Origin of the sequence: Kordia sp. (assembly GCF_965224175.1) — a bacterium.
Lineage (GTDB): Bacteria > Bacteroidota > Bacteroidia > Flavobacteriales > Flavobacteriaceae > Kordia.
On record NZ_OZ245041.1, the window covers coordinates 5,041,300 to 5,057,343 of the forward strand.

A 16,044-nucleotide genomic window follows, 5' to 3' on the forward strand; every position below is an offset into this window, starting at 1 on the left:
TAGTTTAATTTCTAAAGATACACGTTGTGAAGCCTATAGGAATAGGATTAAGATTTTTTTAACGTTTATTTATGAATTGGAATTGTAGTGTTTTGAATCCACTTTTGGATTAATTTTCTATTGGTTGTAATTTCTGCAAAGACATAAATATCACCAGCAAAACAAGGAGAAGTTTCTGCTTTTTCAATCATAACACGATTGTCATAATAACTCGAATGCAAAAAGTAAAGTTCCTTGTTTTTGATGAGTACATATCCTACATGATTGCTCAATCCTACAAAGTAAATTCCGTCTTTATACACTTTGTTTATTTTATTTTTAAGCTGGTGAAAGGATATATTTCTATAGATTTTTAATTCAGATTTTGGTTGAAGTGTTATAGCTTCATTTAAACCGCCTTGTTGTGCCATTTTATAACGATTTAATTGAAAATCTAAATGACGTAAAGTTGTTGAGACAAAATATCCGCAGGCAATTACGCCATCATTAGGTATGTTGGTGTGTCCGTTAAAATCCCAAGGTGTTCCATACCAATGTGGTACAATTTCATTCACTAACTTATTGTAAATGTAGTTTGAAGCTGAATCGATAGCTTTTTCTTTATTTTGTTGAAATTGCTCAGCGAAATATGTTCTATCTCTTTTTATTGATTGTTTAATAGTGTTGTAATTTCCTTTTGGCGTGAAGTTGATGCCTAGCGCTGTAGAATCTAAGGTATTCTTACTTACTGTTTCTTCTGATTTTTTTTCAGTTAAATATTTCTGCGGTGCATTAGAATTTTTGGAGATTGTATGATTAGAAGTCTCTTTGCAAGAAACTCCAATGCTGAGTAATGTTAAGAAAAAAAACTTCTTCATCGTACTACAATTAACGTTTTTCTTTTTGTTTTCGTGTGCAGTTTTAAGAAATAGCTAAAAAGATTTTAACTAAAGTTTATCAAGTTTACAATTTAGATATGTAATTGTAACAAGAGATTAATTTTAAGATAATCTAATTGCTTGCCACTACAAATAGTTTTGTGACAATAACGAATCAACACAAAATTATAATGAATAAACTAGTACTTTCCCTATGCTTTATCTGTTTTGCGACATTGCTATTTGCACAAGATAAAGGAATCCTAACTGGACGTGTTTTAGATGATAATAATTTACCATTGCCAGGCGCTACTATTTTAATTGAAAGTTTAAAAACAGGAGCTACTTCAAATTTTGATGGAAATTTTACAATGGTAAATCTTCCACAAGGAACCTATGATGTAACGGTAAGTTATATTGGATTTGAAACACAAAATGTTTCAACAGAAATTACCGCAGGTGTAACCACTCAGGTAAAAGTTGTAATGAAATTAAAAACGAATAACCTAAACGAAGTATTGATATTTGGTAGTTTGGCTAGAGGACAAGCAAAGGCATTAAATCAGCAAAAAACAAATGATAATATAACCAATGTTGTTTCTGCAGACCAAGTAGGTAAATTTCCAGATGCGAATACAGGAGATGCATTGAAACGTATTCCTGGTATTGCTGTTCAAAATGATCAAGGAGAAGCAAGAGATATTATTATTCGTGGTTTAGCTCCACAATTAAATTCTGTTACCTTAAACGGTGATCGAATTCCTTCGGCAGAAGGAGATAATCGTAGAATTCAATTAGATTTAATTCCTTCTGATATGATTCAAACGATTCAAGTAAACAAAGCGGTGACGCCAGATATGGAAGCAGATGCGATAGGAGGTTCTGTAAACCTAGTTACACGTTCCGCACCTTCAAAATTAAGAGTTTCCTTGACAGGAGCTTTTGGTAGAAACCCAGTTCGCGAAAGTTCACTATATAACTTTTCAGCTGTAGCTGCACAACGTTTTTTTAATGATAAATTGGGAGCAGTTGTGAGTGCTTCATACAATTCAAACGATTATGGATCAGATAACGTTGAATTCGAATGGGATTCTCCTACTTTTATCAAAGAACATGATATTAGAAGATATGATGTAAAACGTATTCGTCGTAGTATAGCCTTAAATTTAGATTGGAAACTAGATCCAAATAACGTGATTGAGTTCAAATCGATTTTAAATCATAGAGACGATTTAGAAAATAGATACAGATTACGTTACAAATTTGATGATAATGATACCGATGATACGAGTGATGATGAATATAAAATCACACGTCAGACTAAAGGAGGAATTGACAATGATACCAATGAGAAAAGACGATTGGAGCGTCAAAAAATGTATAGATTAGGACTCAATGGATCACATATTTTATTTAGTAAAGTTCAGTTTGACTGGAATATTGGTTTTTCGAAAGCTAGTGAAGAACGTCCAAATGAACGTTATGTTACGTACGAATCAAAGCAAGATGCTTCCACAATTACACAACAATTTGTAAATACAAGAACACCGTTTTTTAATTCTACAAATAGAATGGATAATGATGCTTCTTTATTTGAATTAGATGAAATTACTGAGGAAAAAAGATATACAGAAGAAGAGCAATTCAGTTCTCGTTTTGATATTACAATTCCAATCAATACTGCTGGATCTTATCAAAATTCAATCAAAACAGGTTACAAATATCACGACAGAGATAAATTAAGAGATAATACTTTCTCTGAATATGATACAGGAGATTTTTCAGCATTTGAATTTTTAAATAATGCAGAAACAGCCGATCAAACAATTGATGGATATTTAGCAGGCGATCAATACAAATCTGGAACATTTGCTACCAATTCATTTTTAGGAAACTTACCATTAGTTAATGGGGAATTAGTATTGGACGAATTTGTTCCAGAAAATTATAGTGCAAACGAAAAAATAAGCGGTGCATATGCAATGTTAAAACAGCAATTAGGTGATAGATTTTCATTGATTGCTGGTGTACGTATGGAGCATACTAAAATTGATTATACAGGTTTTCAAATTGATGTAGAATCTGCATCATCTTTGGCAGATGTAACAACAACAAATGCTTCCAAAAAATATACAAACGTATTGCCAAACGTACAATTGCGTTATGAGGCAACTAAAAATACAATCTTACGTTTTGCATATACAAACACATTAGCAAGACCAAATTATTATGATATTGTGCCTTACCGAAACATCAATAGTGACGATGTAGAAGCAGAATTTGGAAATCCAGAATTGGAAGCAGCTGAGTCGTTAAACTTTGATTTTATGGCTGAACATTATTTTGATAATGTTGGAATTATTTCAGGAGGATTTTTCTACAAAGACATCGATAACTTTATCTATGCTTTGACAAATGAGCAAGCATTAACGGTAAATGGAACCACTGAAATTTATGATGTAACACAACCTTTTAATGGTGGATCGGCGAAAGTATATGGTTTTGAATTGGCTTTTCAGCGTAAACTTGACTTCTTACCGAGTTTCTTGAAGAACTTAACATTCTACGGAAATTATACCTACACAAATTCTGAAACTGATGGCGTTGTAGGACGTGAAGACGGTTTAGAATTGGCTGGAGCTGTACCAAACACACTAAACGGTTCGTTAGCGTATGAAACAAAAAAGCTTTCTGTGAGATTGTCTTTAAATTATGCAGATGATTATATTGATGAATATGGAGATGACACGTTTGAAGATCGTTACTATGACTCACAACTATTCTTAGATTTCAATGCATCTTATGCGATTACTAAGAACTTAAGAATCTTTGGAGAAATGAAAAATATTACCAATCAAGAATTACGTTATTATCAAGGAGTAAAGGAGCGTACAATGCAATCAGAATTCTATGATATTAACTGGAATGTAGGATTGAAATATAATTTCTAAAGAAAAACAGATGAACAAACTCATAAGAATCTTTTTCGGTTTATTAGTTTTTACAGCATGTGAAAAAGTTGAAGAAAGGAAAACAGAAAAAGAAGTAACTCAAGCGACGTCACAACCAAAAGAAAATACAATAAAATCTGTGTATGCAACAATGGAAACTGCACAAGTTTCTTCTACAGATGATGCTGCTGACGATTCTTGCATCTGGATTCATCCAACAAATGTAATGGAGTCTAAAATTATAGGAACGAACAAGCAACAAGGATTGGTTGTTTATAATTTATCTGGAGAACAAGTGTATGAATATCCTGTAGGACGTGTTAATAATGTAGATATTAGAAGTGGTTTTGTATTGCAAAATGATACGATTTCAATTGTAACGGCTTCCAATCGAACTTCAAATACAATTACAGTACACAAAGTCAATATTAAAGATGGCTCGTTAGAAAATGTAGCTGCAAAACCTTTACAGAGTCATTTAGCTGAGATATATGGTTTAGGGATGTATAAAAGTGCTAAGACGAATAAAATATATGTCATTGTTAATGGAAAAGACGGACAAGTAGAACAATGGGAATTGTTTGAAGAAGCTGGAAAAGTGACAGGGAAAATTGTGAGAACTTTTGCGGTAGGAAACCAAACAGAAGGTGTTGTTGCAGACGATTACCATGGAAATTTATATATAGGTGAAGAGGAAAAAGCATTATGGAAATATGAAGCAGAGCCTGATGGAAGTACTGTTCGAAAAGCAATAGCAACAACTACAGATGTAAATATGAAAGCTGATTTTGAAGGTGTAACTTTATATGACCAAGGAGAAGGAAAAGGATACATTATTTTATCTTCTCAAGGAAATAATAGTTATGCTGTTTTTGATAGAATTACAAATACATATATAGGAAGTTTTAGTATTGTTGATGGCGCTAAAATTGATGGAACTTATGATACTGATGGAATTGATGTAACCAGTGTAGCTTTTGGGACAAAATATCCAAAAGGATTTTTTATTGCGCAAGATGGAGCCAATACAAAAGGAAAAGATTCATTAAATCAAAATTTCAAATTGGTAGACTGGAGAACAATTGAGAAAACATTAAATCTTGACTAAAAATAATTGCAGTATAGGCTTTTTGTGAAGGATAAAGAATACTGCAACATTAGTTGTGTGTTGAAAATGTCATTATTACTCGATAATGACATTTTTTTTATCATAATTTACGAGTAAGGAAACCACATAACTATAGCTCAAAATTCCTCCAGACTGATTATTGGCTTTTAAAAACTGATCAAAAGTAAACTTAAACATTGGTTTTAGTGGATTTTTGTGTGCAGTCCAAAATGCGCGAACTTCATCGTAATTTTTCTGAATTCCAGGATTTAAGGTCAGTTTTAAACGTTCATATTCGTCTTTATCTCGGTTGTAAACTTCTTTTAAGCAATGCCACGCCATAAAGTTATATGCACCATATTGAAAGTAAATATCATCATTATATAAAGCAGCCATGCAACCTATAAAATTTGCTTCGTTTTCAGCAGAATACCCTATTTGGTGCGCTTTTTCATGACTAGCAGTTACTGGAAATTTGTATACTGGAATTTTACCATTTACTTGCGCTTCATTGGTGAAAGGATTCAAATATCCACTAAAGCCCATTACAGTTAAAAATCCGCTATAAATAGATTTTTTTAAACTGCGATTTGTAAAGGTAAATTGTGGTTGTTTAGCGCTGAAATTATCATAACCATTGGTGGTTTTTTCAAAAATCTCACTGGTTTCATACGGAATTTCAACTTTTACCGTATCATTTTGTGTAATTTGAAATTGAACCGAATTTGCTTTTGCGATAACTCTTTCAGTAAAATCTACCAATTCTTCGGTTGTATATTTACGATCTAATTCAAGTGATTTGTACAAAGGCAATCTATAATAATTCATTCCCCAAAGAAGGTGAAATGCAAAATAGGCTACTGTGATTGTAATATATACATCAAGTAAAATCCGTTTATATTCTTTACGAACTAAGCGGTAATTTTTGTAAATGTAACGAATGATTAAAATTCCAGCAATGGTATAGAATACATCACCCATTGAAAATGGAATCCAACCAAAAACGACTCTGAAAATTTTTGAAATTATAGGATATAATCCGTTGCTATAATAGGTTTCTACAAATTCTGGGAAATTAGCAAGTATCTTAATTGTAATGAATTGAATTGGGAAAGATAATGCAATTAATAGTTTCGTTCTCTTGGTCATAGGCAATACATTTGAACACCATTTGGGAAAAATGGTACATAGCTAATGTAAAAAAACTAAATCACTATTTCTAAAATGATATGATATTTTTGTCAAATGCAAAGAGTTTATAAGGTATTTCGTAAAAAAATGAGCAATTTTAAAGGCAAACATTTACCTTTGCAGACAATTATTCAATCCGTAAACAAAATAGAATGAGTCAAGAAGTAAGAACTTTAGAGCCTAATGGGCTTTGGAATAAATTCGCAGATTTAAACGCAGTACCAAGACCTTCCAAAAAGGAAGAACGCGTGATTGCTTTTATGAAGAAATTTGGAGAAGATTTAGGGTTAGAAACCGTTATTGATGAAGTTGGAAATGTAATTATTAGAAAACCAGCTACTGCAGGAATGGAAGACCGAAAGGCTATTGTGATGCAATCGCATTTAGATATGGTGCACCAAAAGAATTCTGATACTGTATTTGACTTTGATAATCAGGGAATTGATATGTTTGTTGATGGAGATTGGGTAAAAGCGAAAGGAACCACTTTAGGTGCTGATAATGGACTTGGAGTTGCTACTATTATGGCTATTTTAGAAAGTAATGATATTGCACATCCAGCATTAGAGGCTTTGTTTACTATAGATGAGGAAACAGGAATGACAGGAGCAATGGGCTTAAAAGGCGGATTGCTAGAAGGTGAAATTTTATTGAATTTAGATACTGAAGAAGACGATGAAATAGGAATTGGTTGTGCAGGAGGAATTGATGTAACAGCAACTCGTTCATATCTTGTTGAAGATACGCCAGAAAATACAGTAGCGTATTCTATTGAAATTAGTGGATTGCAAGGCGGACATAGTGGAATGGATATTCACAAAGGATTTGGAAATGCAAATGTGTTGATGAATCGTTTGTTGTTTGATGGTTTTGAAAACTTCGGATTGCGTATTGCTGAAATTGATGGTGGTAGTTTACGTAATGCAATTCCTAGAGAAAGTGCAGCAACAATTGTAGTAGATAAAGTGCATCAGGAAGCATTTGAGTTTGAAATGCAAGCACAAATCAATACTATTAAAAAAGAATTTGTTAGCATAGAAGTTGATTTAGAGATAGAGTGTACAGAAACGGAATTGCCAGTTGGAGTTATGGAATTAGGTGTTCAAGAAGGTATTACGCGTTCTATATATGCTGCACATAATGGCGTATATCGTATGAGTCCTGATATTGAGGATTTAGTAGAAACTTCAAATAATATCGCACGAGTGATTGTAAAAGATGGTGAAATAAAAGTTGGTTGTTTGACACGTTCTTCTGTAGAAAGCGGAAAAATGGATTTAGCGACTAAATTAAGAGCTACTTTTGAGCTTTCAGGTTGCGAAGTTGAATTTTCAGGTTCCTATCCAGGTTGGGCACCAAACATGAACGCTTCTATTTTGCCAGTAATGGTTAATTTGTATAAAGAATTAAATAATAATGAAGAACCGCATGTAGCAGCTTGCCATGCAGGATTGGAATGTGGAATTTTAGGAACAAATTATCCAGAAATGGAAATGATTAGTTTTGGGCCAAATATTCGCGGAGCACATTCGCCAGATGAGCGTGCAAGTGTTTCTTCTACACAGAAATATTGGAAATATGTATTGGAAATTTTAAAGAATATTCCAAAGAAGTAAAATACCTAAGTTTATAATGTAAAAGGAGCTCAACATGTTGAGCTCCTTTTTTTATATCCGATTGATTTTAATTATTTAGCATAATCTAAGTCGGCTAGCTAAACATTCTGGCGTTATGGTATCTAAATTACATGTAAATTGACCACAATCTGTTTGTTTAGTGAATCTACAATCTATTCTAAGTGTTACAATTAGATCAGTTGTTACGAATCCACCTTTCACTTCCTTATTGTCTAATGACGAAATTTTTTGCTTGCGTAATGAAAGTGAGATTTTCTTTTTTTTCATGATTATTGTTTTTAAAATTAGTAATGAGTTGCAAATATCTTTCAGCTCATAGAATCTTAAAACAGGAAAAAGAATGTATTAAAAGCCGTGTTTTTCCTTGTGTAAAATCCCCTTTTGTGTACTAAGAGGATTTTACTGTATACTTGGAATGTTTTGACTGATTTTTAGTGTTTAATTACAAGGAGTACTACATGGTGTACATCTTGAAACAGCAGTGCCAGGTCTAGGATCTTGTGGTGGTAATGGATCACATGCTCTTTGACTGACACAATTTTTTCGCATTGTTTTCGGTCTCAGTCCACCATTTACAAGTTGCGCTTCTAATGAAGAAATTGTTTGCTTCTTTAATCCTAATGTTTTGAATTGTTTTTTCATGATATTTATATTTTTTGTTTCGTTGCAAATATCTTTCAGTGTAGAATTTCTCAAAACAGTGAAATGCATTAAAAGTATTAGGTGTTTTTCCTAGTGAAAAATCCCCTTTTTAATAAGAAAAGAGAGTTTTTGGTTTTTTCCTGATTATAAGCACAAATTTCATTTTAAATGAAATGATAAAGAATAGTTGAAAAGCGAATCTTAAAAGTGTTTTCTTAATAAAAAAAGCCTCTTTTAAATAAAAGAAGCTTTATAAGTGTATTTCTTAGTTTTTAACATAGAAAAGTTGGTGGTTGTGTTGTTTCACAACAAAATGAAGCCATGGTAATAGTATCGGTAGGACAAGGAAGAAATACTGATTGACAGTTTACTTGTCGCGTAATACAAATTCTTGGAAATAATGTTTCTATAGGTTGTGTTACGGTGAATGTTGTGAAATTACCACCTTGTATTTGCTTCTTTTCTAACGAAGCAATTTTCTGTTTACGTAATTGTAGTGAAAACTTTTGTTTTTTCATGATATTAGGTTTTTTGGTTATGTACGTAAATGTCATGAAAATACAATCTACCTAAAAGAGTAGAAAGTATGTTTTTACACCGTGTTTTTCCTGAAAAGTAATACGGTATTTCGATATCAGAAATTAAAAAGTTCCTTGTGAAAGGAACTTTTACTATTGCGTGTTATAAGCAAATATTGCAAATTTGATATATAGCAATTGCTATAACAATTCTTAGGTTGAGTATCGTCAAACTTGTGTTATTGACTCCTACATGTTTTTTTAACAGTGTCCCCAACTAATACATCCGCCCATAACTGTTCTAAGTGTACAGTCTGTAGCTGCTGTTATTGGAGTTTTTTCTCCTGGCTTCGGATTGTTTGGATGGCATTCATTACGCACATCATTTGTCATTACAGTTGTTGCGCCTCCTACTGTATTGAAAGTTTCAAATTTTGAAATTGTTTGTTTTTTTAAATTGAAGCTTTTTAATTGTTTTTTCATGCTGTTGTGATTAAAAAATAATACTTAGTTTGAATTAATAGTTCAAAACTATCATTATAAAACAGTCATGTTTATAGATGTCTTCTGAAAGCAGTATATCAACTTCTAAAATATGTAATAAAAAAAGCTCTTCTTAAAAAAAGAAGAGCCTCTTAAATAAAAATGGTTGTATATTATTTCTGTAGACTTACGATTTCTACATCAAAGATTAAGTTTGAATTTGCAGGAATTGGTCCGTTAGGTCTTGATCCATATCCTAAAAATGAAGGAATAAATACCTTCGCTTTTTCACCAACTTTCATTCTTAAAACAGCTTCTTTAAATCCAGGTACTAATCTAGCGCTAGAATTATATACAGTTGGGAAAGCAGTATATGCACCTTGGCTATCAGCTGCTTCATTGTAGATTCCTCCAGCCTTAGCAGTTTCTTTAACATTAGTATAGAATAAGGTTCCATTTTCTAAGTAACCAGCACAGTTTACAGTTACCGTATCTGATGATTTTGGTTGTTCACTTTCAGAACTAGCCTCTGTAGTTATCATTACCATTCCTGTAGGTGATTCAAAAATTTCTCCTAAACCTTTATTGTCTTCTTTAAACTTAGCAATTGCTTCTTTTGCAGCTTCTTTTGCTTTTGCATTATAAGCTTCTGTAATTTCTTTTTTGAAAGTTTGATATTGATCCACAAGTTTTGGTTCATCATCAGTAAATATTTTTACCGCGTCAAAAGCTTTTGCATCTGCACCAACACGAATAATATTTACTTCATTCATAATAACATCTTCATAAGGTTTCTTGCTGCTTGGGTCAACCGCAACATTTGAAATACTATCTTGAATCGCAATTCCTTCAATCAACTGTCCAAATACTCCATGACAGCTTACACGTGGACGCTCACAAGGCTTTGCGTTTCCGCTAGAATCTAATGGGTCTAAGCTTGGGTAAGGAACTTCAGTAATAAAGAATTGACTACCGTTTGTACTAATTCCACCAGAGTTTGCCATCGATAAAACTCCTGGCTTGTCATGTTTTAAGTCTTTATCAAATTCACTTGTAAAACGATATCCTGGATTTCCTCTTCCAGTTCCAGTTGGATCACCACCTTGAATCATAAATTTGTCCATAACTCTGTGAAAAGTTACACCATTATAATATGGTTTTCCTTTTAAAGAATCAGCAAGTTTTGGGTGTGTACCTTCAGCCAAAGCAACAAAGTTAGCAACAGTTACAGGAACTTTTTTATAAAATAGCTCAGCTACCATTGTACCTTTGTTTGTTTTAATTTCAGCATAAATACCATCTTCCAATTCTGTTTTTTGGGCATTTGTGCATGAAGTAAATCCTAAAGTAATAACCACAATAAAGATTGTGATTGTTGTTGTAAATAATTTCATTTTAATTTTCTGTTTCTAGGTTTTTGTTGTCTTTTTTTATGTCGAGTAAAGTAATTGTGGATTGAATAGGAATATTAGTTCCTATCTTTTTATTATCTCCATGATAACCGTAAGCAATGTGTGAAGGAAACAAGAATGTAACAGTTTCTCCTTTTTTCATTAATTGTAAACCAAAGCGCAAACCAGGAACAATTTGTTGCTTGTCTACTACATATTCAAGAGTTCCTATTTCTTCTTTATTATAAATAATGTTTCCAGCTATTTTTGAAGCATTAAACTCATAAGTTAAAGTATCTCCTTTTTGAGGGAAATAAGTTTCTTGTGGTGATTTTTTGTCATAGCGATACCAAAAACCATTTTTAGAAGCTATATACATATTAGTACTATCTTGTTTGATGTACTTTTTTATCATTGTTTCTTCTTTAGCAATGAGTGCTTTATTTCGTTCTACAGATTCCTTTAAAAAAGAACCTGTACTGATGCTCACAGGTTTTCTAGCTTCTTGTTGTCCGCAAGAAAGTACAGTGACAAAAATAATACTCAAAAATGCAATTCTCTTTAACATATATCTAGCTTAATTCTTCTTTGTATGCAGGTAAAATTTTGATAAACTTTTCAATGGTCTTTTCCATAGAATCATCACTTCGTCCACCAGCTGCATTTGTATGTCCGCCACCATTAAAATGTGCACGAGCAAATTCGTTTACTGAAAAATCACCTTTAGAACGTAGTGACATCTTTACATAAGGCTCTTGAAGGTTTTCAATAAAAATTGCAGCAAATTTAATGCCTTTTAGTGATAATCCATAATTTACAAAACCTTCTGTATCACCTTTTTTGAAATCATAACGAACTAATTCGTCTTTACTTATGGTAATGTATACAGTGCTATATGCTTCAAGAACTACTAAATTTTTTAATGCGCAACCTAGTAATTGCAAACGACTCAATCTATTTGTATCGTAAATTTCATTATGAATGGAAGCATTTTCAGCACCTTTATCCATCAGGTTTGCAATAATCCTGTGTGTTGTACTTGTAGTTGCCTTGAAACGAAAAGAACCTGTGTCAGTCATAATTCCTGTGTACATACAAGTTGCCATTTCTGCATTAATTAGCGCTTCATCTCCTAAATAAGAAATAAAATTATAGACCATTTCGCAGGTAGAACTCATACTTGTGTCAGAATACATAAATTTTGCATAATCAGAAGGCTGCTGATGATGATCTATCATGATAAAAGTAGCTTTACAGTCAGAAACTGTAGTTGCCATATCACCAATTCTACTCAAATCGTTAAAATCTAACGTAAATATAACATTGGCGTCATTTAATATTTCTTTTGCGCGATCTTTTTCGTAATCAAACTTTACGATTTCATTTTCGCCAGGCATCCATTTTAAAAATTCAGGATAATCATTTGGAGCAATAATTGTGGCATTATGTTGTCCTTTTTTCAAGTAATGCCAGAGTGCGAGCGTAGAACCAATTGCATCGCCATCAGGATTTCTGTGAGGGATAATGACAATGTTTTTTGGTGTTTGCAAGACTGTTTTTATGCCTTGTATATCAGCTTCGTTCATGGGTTTAGGTTCTCTAATTCAATTGTAAATGCTAAAAAAATGGGCAAGATTCTAAGACTTCTCATTTCATAGCTGGCTAATATACTAAATTAGCCTTGCAAATAAATTGTATTTGTGTACTTTTGCACCGAAAATCGAAATGATTTTACAAATTAAGAATTTATAATAATTTATACATACCCGTAATGGCTGGAAAAAGAACTTTTACCATGATTAAGCCTGATGCTGTTGAAAATGGACACATCGGAGCAATTTTAGAAAAAATTACTGCTTCAGGATTTAAAATCGTTGCAATGAAATTAACGCAATTAAGTAAGCGTGATGCTGAAGAATTTTATGCAGTACACAACGAAAGACCTTTCTTTGGAGAATTAGTAGAATTCATGACAAGAGGACCAATTGTGGCAGCAATTTTAGAAAAAGAAAATGCAGTAAGCGATTTTAGAACATTAATCGGAGCTACAAATCCTGCTGAAGCAGCAGAAGGAACAATCAGAAACTTATATGCAACTTCTATTGGAGAAAATGCAGTTCACGGTTCTGATAGTGATGAAAATGCAGCTATTGAAGGTGCTTTCCACTTTGCAGGAAGAGAGACTTTCTAGGTTAGAAACACTTTGCTTTAAGATTTTTAGAAGTGGCTTCGCTTTTAGACTTTTTTAGCGAATACAATATTTTGAAAAGAAGCTTCAATCGTTTGGATTGGGGCTTTTTTGTTATTGGTAGATTAGTAACGGCTACGCTTTTTAGTCTGTTAGTATTTTGAGTTGAATTGGGAATACCTTATTGGTATATTTTCAAATTGATACATTAAGAATTGTCTATCGTAATACCAAACTTTTAATTAATTCCTTGCCTAAGCTTTCATTAAGCATTCGGATAATTTTCTCTTTTCCATAACTCAATTCTTCACGTAATACAGCAGAAGATAAAGAAACATGTAGTGTGTCATTTTTTAGAATGACATTTGTCGTATAATTATTCACGCCATTTCCCATGAGTTGTAGCCAAGCATCTCTAGCATCAATTTTATCTAATCCATCTTCTAAGCGATTTTCAGAAACAAAATCTTTCAATACTTCGCTGATGCTTCTATGTTCGGTGTGTCTTTTTTTCAAAATGAATTACAGTTTAAAAATTTCGTATGATTGATGAATCTCTTTTACAATGCCTTCCGTTCGTTCTACATGTGTGTCGCTAATAAAAATCTGACCAAAATCATCTTGATTTACCAAAGTCATAATTTGTGACACGCGTTGTTCATCTAATTTATCAAAGATATCATCCAATAATAGAATAGGAGTTACCTTCATTAGTTGCTTAATAAAATCAAACTGTGCTAATTTTAAAGCAATTAAAAATGATTTTTGTTGTCCTTGACTTCCAAACTTTTTAATTGGATATGTCGCTATGGTAAACAATAAATCGTCTTTGTGAATTCCTACGCTTGTATATTGTAAAACTCGGTCTTTAGCTAAGCTTTCGTCCAACAAAGATCGAAAATCTTTTTCATGTAATTGACTTTTATAGCTAATATTAACAATTTCTTTTTCGTTAGAAATTGCGTTGTAACGTGTCATGAAGATTGGTAAAAATGCATCTAAAAATTTTCTACGTTCCGCATAAATCTGAGAACCAATATCATGTAGCTGATCATTGTAAATACTCAAAGTGTCTGCATCAAATGTACTATTGAGTGCAAAATATTTTAACAAAGAGTTTCGTTGTGAAAGTACTTTGTTGTAATTGATGAGGTTTTGTAAGTATTGTTTATTTGATTGTGAAATAACACTGTCCATAAACTTTCTACGCGTGTCACTTCCTTCAATAATTAAATCACGATCAGCGGGAGAAATAATAACTAACGGCAAAAAACCAATATGTTCAGAGAGTTTGTCATATTGTTTTCCATTTCTTTTGATAGATTTTTTTTGCCCTTTCTTAAAAGAACAGATGATATTTTCTTCTCTTTCAGCCTTTTCATACAAACCATCAACCACAAAAAAATCAGCGCCATGCTTTATGTTTTGTGTAGCAACAGGGTTAAAATAGCTCTTTCCAAAAGATAAATGGTAAATAGCATCAAGCACGTTGGTTTTTCCAACGCCGTTATTTCCAACAAGACAATTTATTTTTTGGTTAAAATCAAAAGAATTTGTGTCAAAATTCTTGTAATTGATCAGTGATAATTTCTTTAGAAACATGAAAATAGGAGCATCATTACAATAAAAATGCAAATTATTGAAAAATATCAAATAAATAAGCTTTTAATTCTACTTAAAAATTTTATTTTTGCGCACATTAATATACAATTTATGGCAACTTACAAGAAAAGAGGATATAAAGTAAAGACCAAAGTAGAGAAAGAGAAGGAAGTTCCTGCTGAAGAAATAGAAAGTACAACAGCAGAAGTTTTTAATACTTTAGATGAAACTGCATCCAAAACAGAAGAATGGGTAGCAGGTAACCAAAAGTATATCTTTGTAGGTATTGGAGCAATTGCTGTAATTCTTTTAGGATACTTAATTTACAGTAAAGTATTCTCAGCTCCGAAAGAAGTAGAAGCTGCAAACGAGGTTTTCCAAGCAAATTCATATTTTAATCAAGCAATCAATATCGACTTAAACCAAGATATGTTGAAAGGATTGGCTGCTAGAGATTCTTTATTCAACTTAGCATTAAACGGCGGAGGAGGAAAGTTTGGATATTTAAATATCATTTCTGAGTATGGAGGAACAAATGCTGCAAACTTGGCAAACTATAGTGCAGGAATTGCATACTTAAACTTAAATGAATACAAATTAGCTGTAAAGCACTTACAGGAATTTAATTCTGACGATATCATCATTGGAGCTAAAGCTAAAGGTGCCATTGGAGATGCTTTCATTCAGATGGAAGATCCAACAGTTGCTTTAGAATATTACGAAAAAGCATTCCAACACAGTGCAAACGATGCAACAACGCCAATTTACTTATACAAAGCAGGTGTAACTGCATTAGATATTGGAGAAGCTTCAAAAGCATTAAGCTATTTCAAAAGAATTGAAAATGAATATGCTTCTTTCAAAAATACTGCTGACGGAAAAATGTTAGATATTTATATAGGAAAAGCAGAAGCCTTGAATAACTAAATTATGGCTACAGTAAATAAAAATTTATCCACATACGATAAAGCTACAATCCCAAATGCGAAAGACTTTCGATTTGGGATTGTTGTTTCTGAGTGGAACGAGAATATTACAGAAGGACTTTGTAAAGGAGCAATTGCTGCTTTAACAGAGAATGGAGTTGCAGAAGCAAACATTATTCGTTGGGATGTTCCAGGAAGCTACGAATTGGTATATGGAGCAAAACACATGCAAAAAACACAACAAGTTGATGCTATTATTGCTATAGGAAGTGTGATTCAAGGTGAAACAAAACATTTTGATTTTGTATGTAGTGCTACAGCACAAGGAATTAAAGATTTAAATGTTCAATCGGATATTCCAGTAATTTTTTGTGTGTTAACAGACAATACGCTACAACAAGCTATTGATCGTTCAGGAGGAAAACATGGAAACAAAGGAATTGAAGCTGCAATTGCTGCGATAAAAATGGCTGCATTGCGAAAACTTTAAGTTTAGATCCCGATTTAAAAAATAGAAACCGTTACAAAATAAATGTAACGGTTTTTTTAT

16 protein-coding genes and 1 pseudogene are annotated in these 16,044 nt (G+C 32.5%); 7 read left to right on the forward strand and 10 right to left on the reverse strand.

From position 1 onward, the window contains the following. Nucleotides 1-65: 65 nt before the first annotated feature. Nucleotides 66-857, reverse strand: coding sequence for a hypothetical protein (locus tag ACOQOS_RS21925; protein WP_420572569.1), 792 nt, complete (start codon nt 855-857; stop codon nt 66-68). A gap of 191 nt (nt 858-1,048) precedes the next feature. Here ACOQOS_RS21925 and ACOQOS_RS21930 point away from each other — a divergent pair. From ACOQOS_RS21930 to ACOQOS_RS21940, 3 genes and pseudogenes are all read left to right on the forward strand, one after another. After that, nucleotides 1,049-1,321: pseudogene (locus ACOQOS_RS21930) on the forward strand (carboxypeptidase-like regulatory domain-containing protein); the annotation flags it as partial. A 21-nt stretch (nt 1,322-1,342) separates the two neighbouring features. Beyond that, on the forward strand, nt 1,343-3,808 hold the full coding sequence (locus ACOQOS_RS21935) for a TonB-dependent receptor (protein ID WP_420575173.1): 2,466 nt from the start codon (nt 1,343-1,345) through the stop codon (nt 3,806-3,808). Nucleotides 3,809-3,818: 10 nt separating this feature from the next. Beyond that, nucleotides 3,819-4,916 carry a phytase gene (locus ACOQOS_RS21940; RefSeq protein ID WP_420572570.1) on the forward strand — a complete coding sequence of 366 codons (1,098 nt, stop codon included), beginning with the start codon at nt 3,819-3,821 and terminating at the stop codon, nt 4,914-4,916. Between the two features lie 75 nt (nt 4,917-4,991). Here the strand turns inward: ACOQOS_RS21940 and ACOQOS_RS21945 are convergent, their stop codons facing one another. Next, entirely contained in the window at nt 4,992-6,065 is a 1,074-nt protein-coding gene (locus tag ACOQOS_RS21945) for a DUF3810 domain-containing protein (protein ID WP_420572571.1), read from the reverse strand. Between the two features lie 194 nt (nt 6,066-6,259). Here ACOQOS_RS21945 and ACOQOS_RS21950 point away from each other — a divergent pair, with 194 nt between their 5' ends. Next, a complete protein-coding gene (locus ACOQOS_RS21950) occupies nt 6,260-7,723 on the forward strand; it encodes an aminoacyl-histidine dipeptidase (protein ID WP_420572572.1) in 1,464 nt (487 codons plus the stop codon). A gap of 459 nt (nt 7,724-8,182) precedes the next feature. Here the strand turns inward: ACOQOS_RS21950 and ACOQOS_RS21955 are convergent, their stop codons facing one another. From ACOQOS_RS21955 to ACOQOS_RS21980, 6 genes are all read right to left on the reverse strand, one after another. Beyond that, nucleotides 8,183-8,386 (reverse strand): hypothetical protein, encoded by a 204-nt coding sequence (locus ACOQOS_RS21955; protein ID WP_420572573.1) that lies wholly within the window; start codon nt 8,384-8,386, stop codon nt 8,183-8,185. A 272-nt stretch (nt 8,387-8,658) separates the two neighbouring features. After that, complete coding sequence (locus ACOQOS_RS21960) at nt 8,659-8,904, reverse strand: hypothetical protein (RefSeq protein WP_420572574.1); 246 nt, start codon at nt 8,902-8,904, stop codon at nt 8,659-8,661. Between the two features lie 261 nt (nt 8,905-9,165). Further along, on the reverse strand, nt 9,166-9,387 hold the full coding sequence (locus tag ACOQOS_RS21965) for a hypothetical protein (RefSeq protein WP_420572575.1): 222 nt from the start codon (nt 9,385-9,387) through the stop codon (nt 9,166-9,168). A gap of 173 nt (nt 9,388-9,560) precedes the next feature. Then, nucleotides 9,561-10,781: a peptidylprolyl isomerase gene (locus ACOQOS_RS21970; protein ID WP_420572576.1), complete on the reverse strand. Its 1,221-nt coding sequence runs from the start codon at nt 10,779-10,781 to the stop codon at nt 9,561-9,563. Between the two features lies 1 nt (nt 10,782). Continuing rightward, entirely contained in the window at nt 10,783-11,346 is a 564-nt protein-coding gene (gene gldI / locus ACOQOS_RS21975; protein WP_420572577.1) for a gliding motility-associated peptidyl-prolyl isomerase GldI, read from the reverse strand. Nucleotides 11,347-11,350: 4 nt separating this feature from the next. Further along, nucleotides 11,351-12,364, reverse strand: a complete 1,014-nt coding sequence (locus ACOQOS_RS21980; RefSeq protein WP_420572578.1) for a DHH family phosphoesterase — start codon at nt 12,362-12,364, stop codon at nt 11,351-11,353. A gap of 185 nt (nt 12,365-12,549) precedes the next feature. Here ACOQOS_RS21980 and ACOQOS_RS21985 point away from each other — a divergent pair, with 185 nt between their 5' ends. Further along, nucleotides 12,550-12,969, forward strand: coding sequence for a nucleoside-diphosphate kinase (locus ACOQOS_RS21985; protein ID WP_420572579.1), 420 nt, complete (start codon nt 12,550-12,552; stop codon nt 12,967-12,969). A 216-nt stretch (nt 12,970-13,185) separates the two neighbouring features. Here ACOQOS_RS21985 and ACOQOS_RS21990 read toward each other — a convergent pair whose 3' ends face one another. Next, nucleotides 13,186-13,482: a DUF721 domain-containing protein gene (locus ACOQOS_RS21990; RefSeq protein WP_420572580.1), complete on the reverse strand. Its 297-nt coding sequence runs from the start codon at nt 13,480-13,482 to the stop codon at nt 13,186-13,188. Between the two features lie 6 nt (nt 13,483-13,488). After that, a complete protein-coding gene (gene recF / locus ACOQOS_RS21995; protein WP_420572581.1) occupies nt 13,489-14,568 on the reverse strand; it encodes a DNA replication/repair protein RecF in 1,080 nt (359 codons plus the stop codon). Between the two features lie 111 nt (nt 14,569-14,679). On the opposite strand from recF, the gene ACOQOS_RS22000 reads away from it, so the two are divergent. Together ACOQOS_RS22000 and ribH are read left to right on the forward strand one after the other, a co-directional pair. Beyond that, complete coding sequence (locus ACOQOS_RS22000; RefSeq protein WP_420572582.1) at nt 14,680-15,495, forward strand: hypothetical protein; 816 nt, start codon at nt 14,680-14,682, stop codon at nt 15,493-15,495. 3 nt (nt 15,496-15,498) lie between these two features. Then, nucleotides 15,499-15,984 (forward strand): 6,7-dimethyl-8-ribityllumazine synthase, encoded by a 486-nt coding sequence (gene ribH / locus ACOQOS_RS22005; protein WP_420572583.1) that lies wholly within the window; start codon nt 15,499-15,501, stop codon nt 15,982-15,984. Nucleotides 15,985-16,044: the final 60 nt, after the last annotated feature.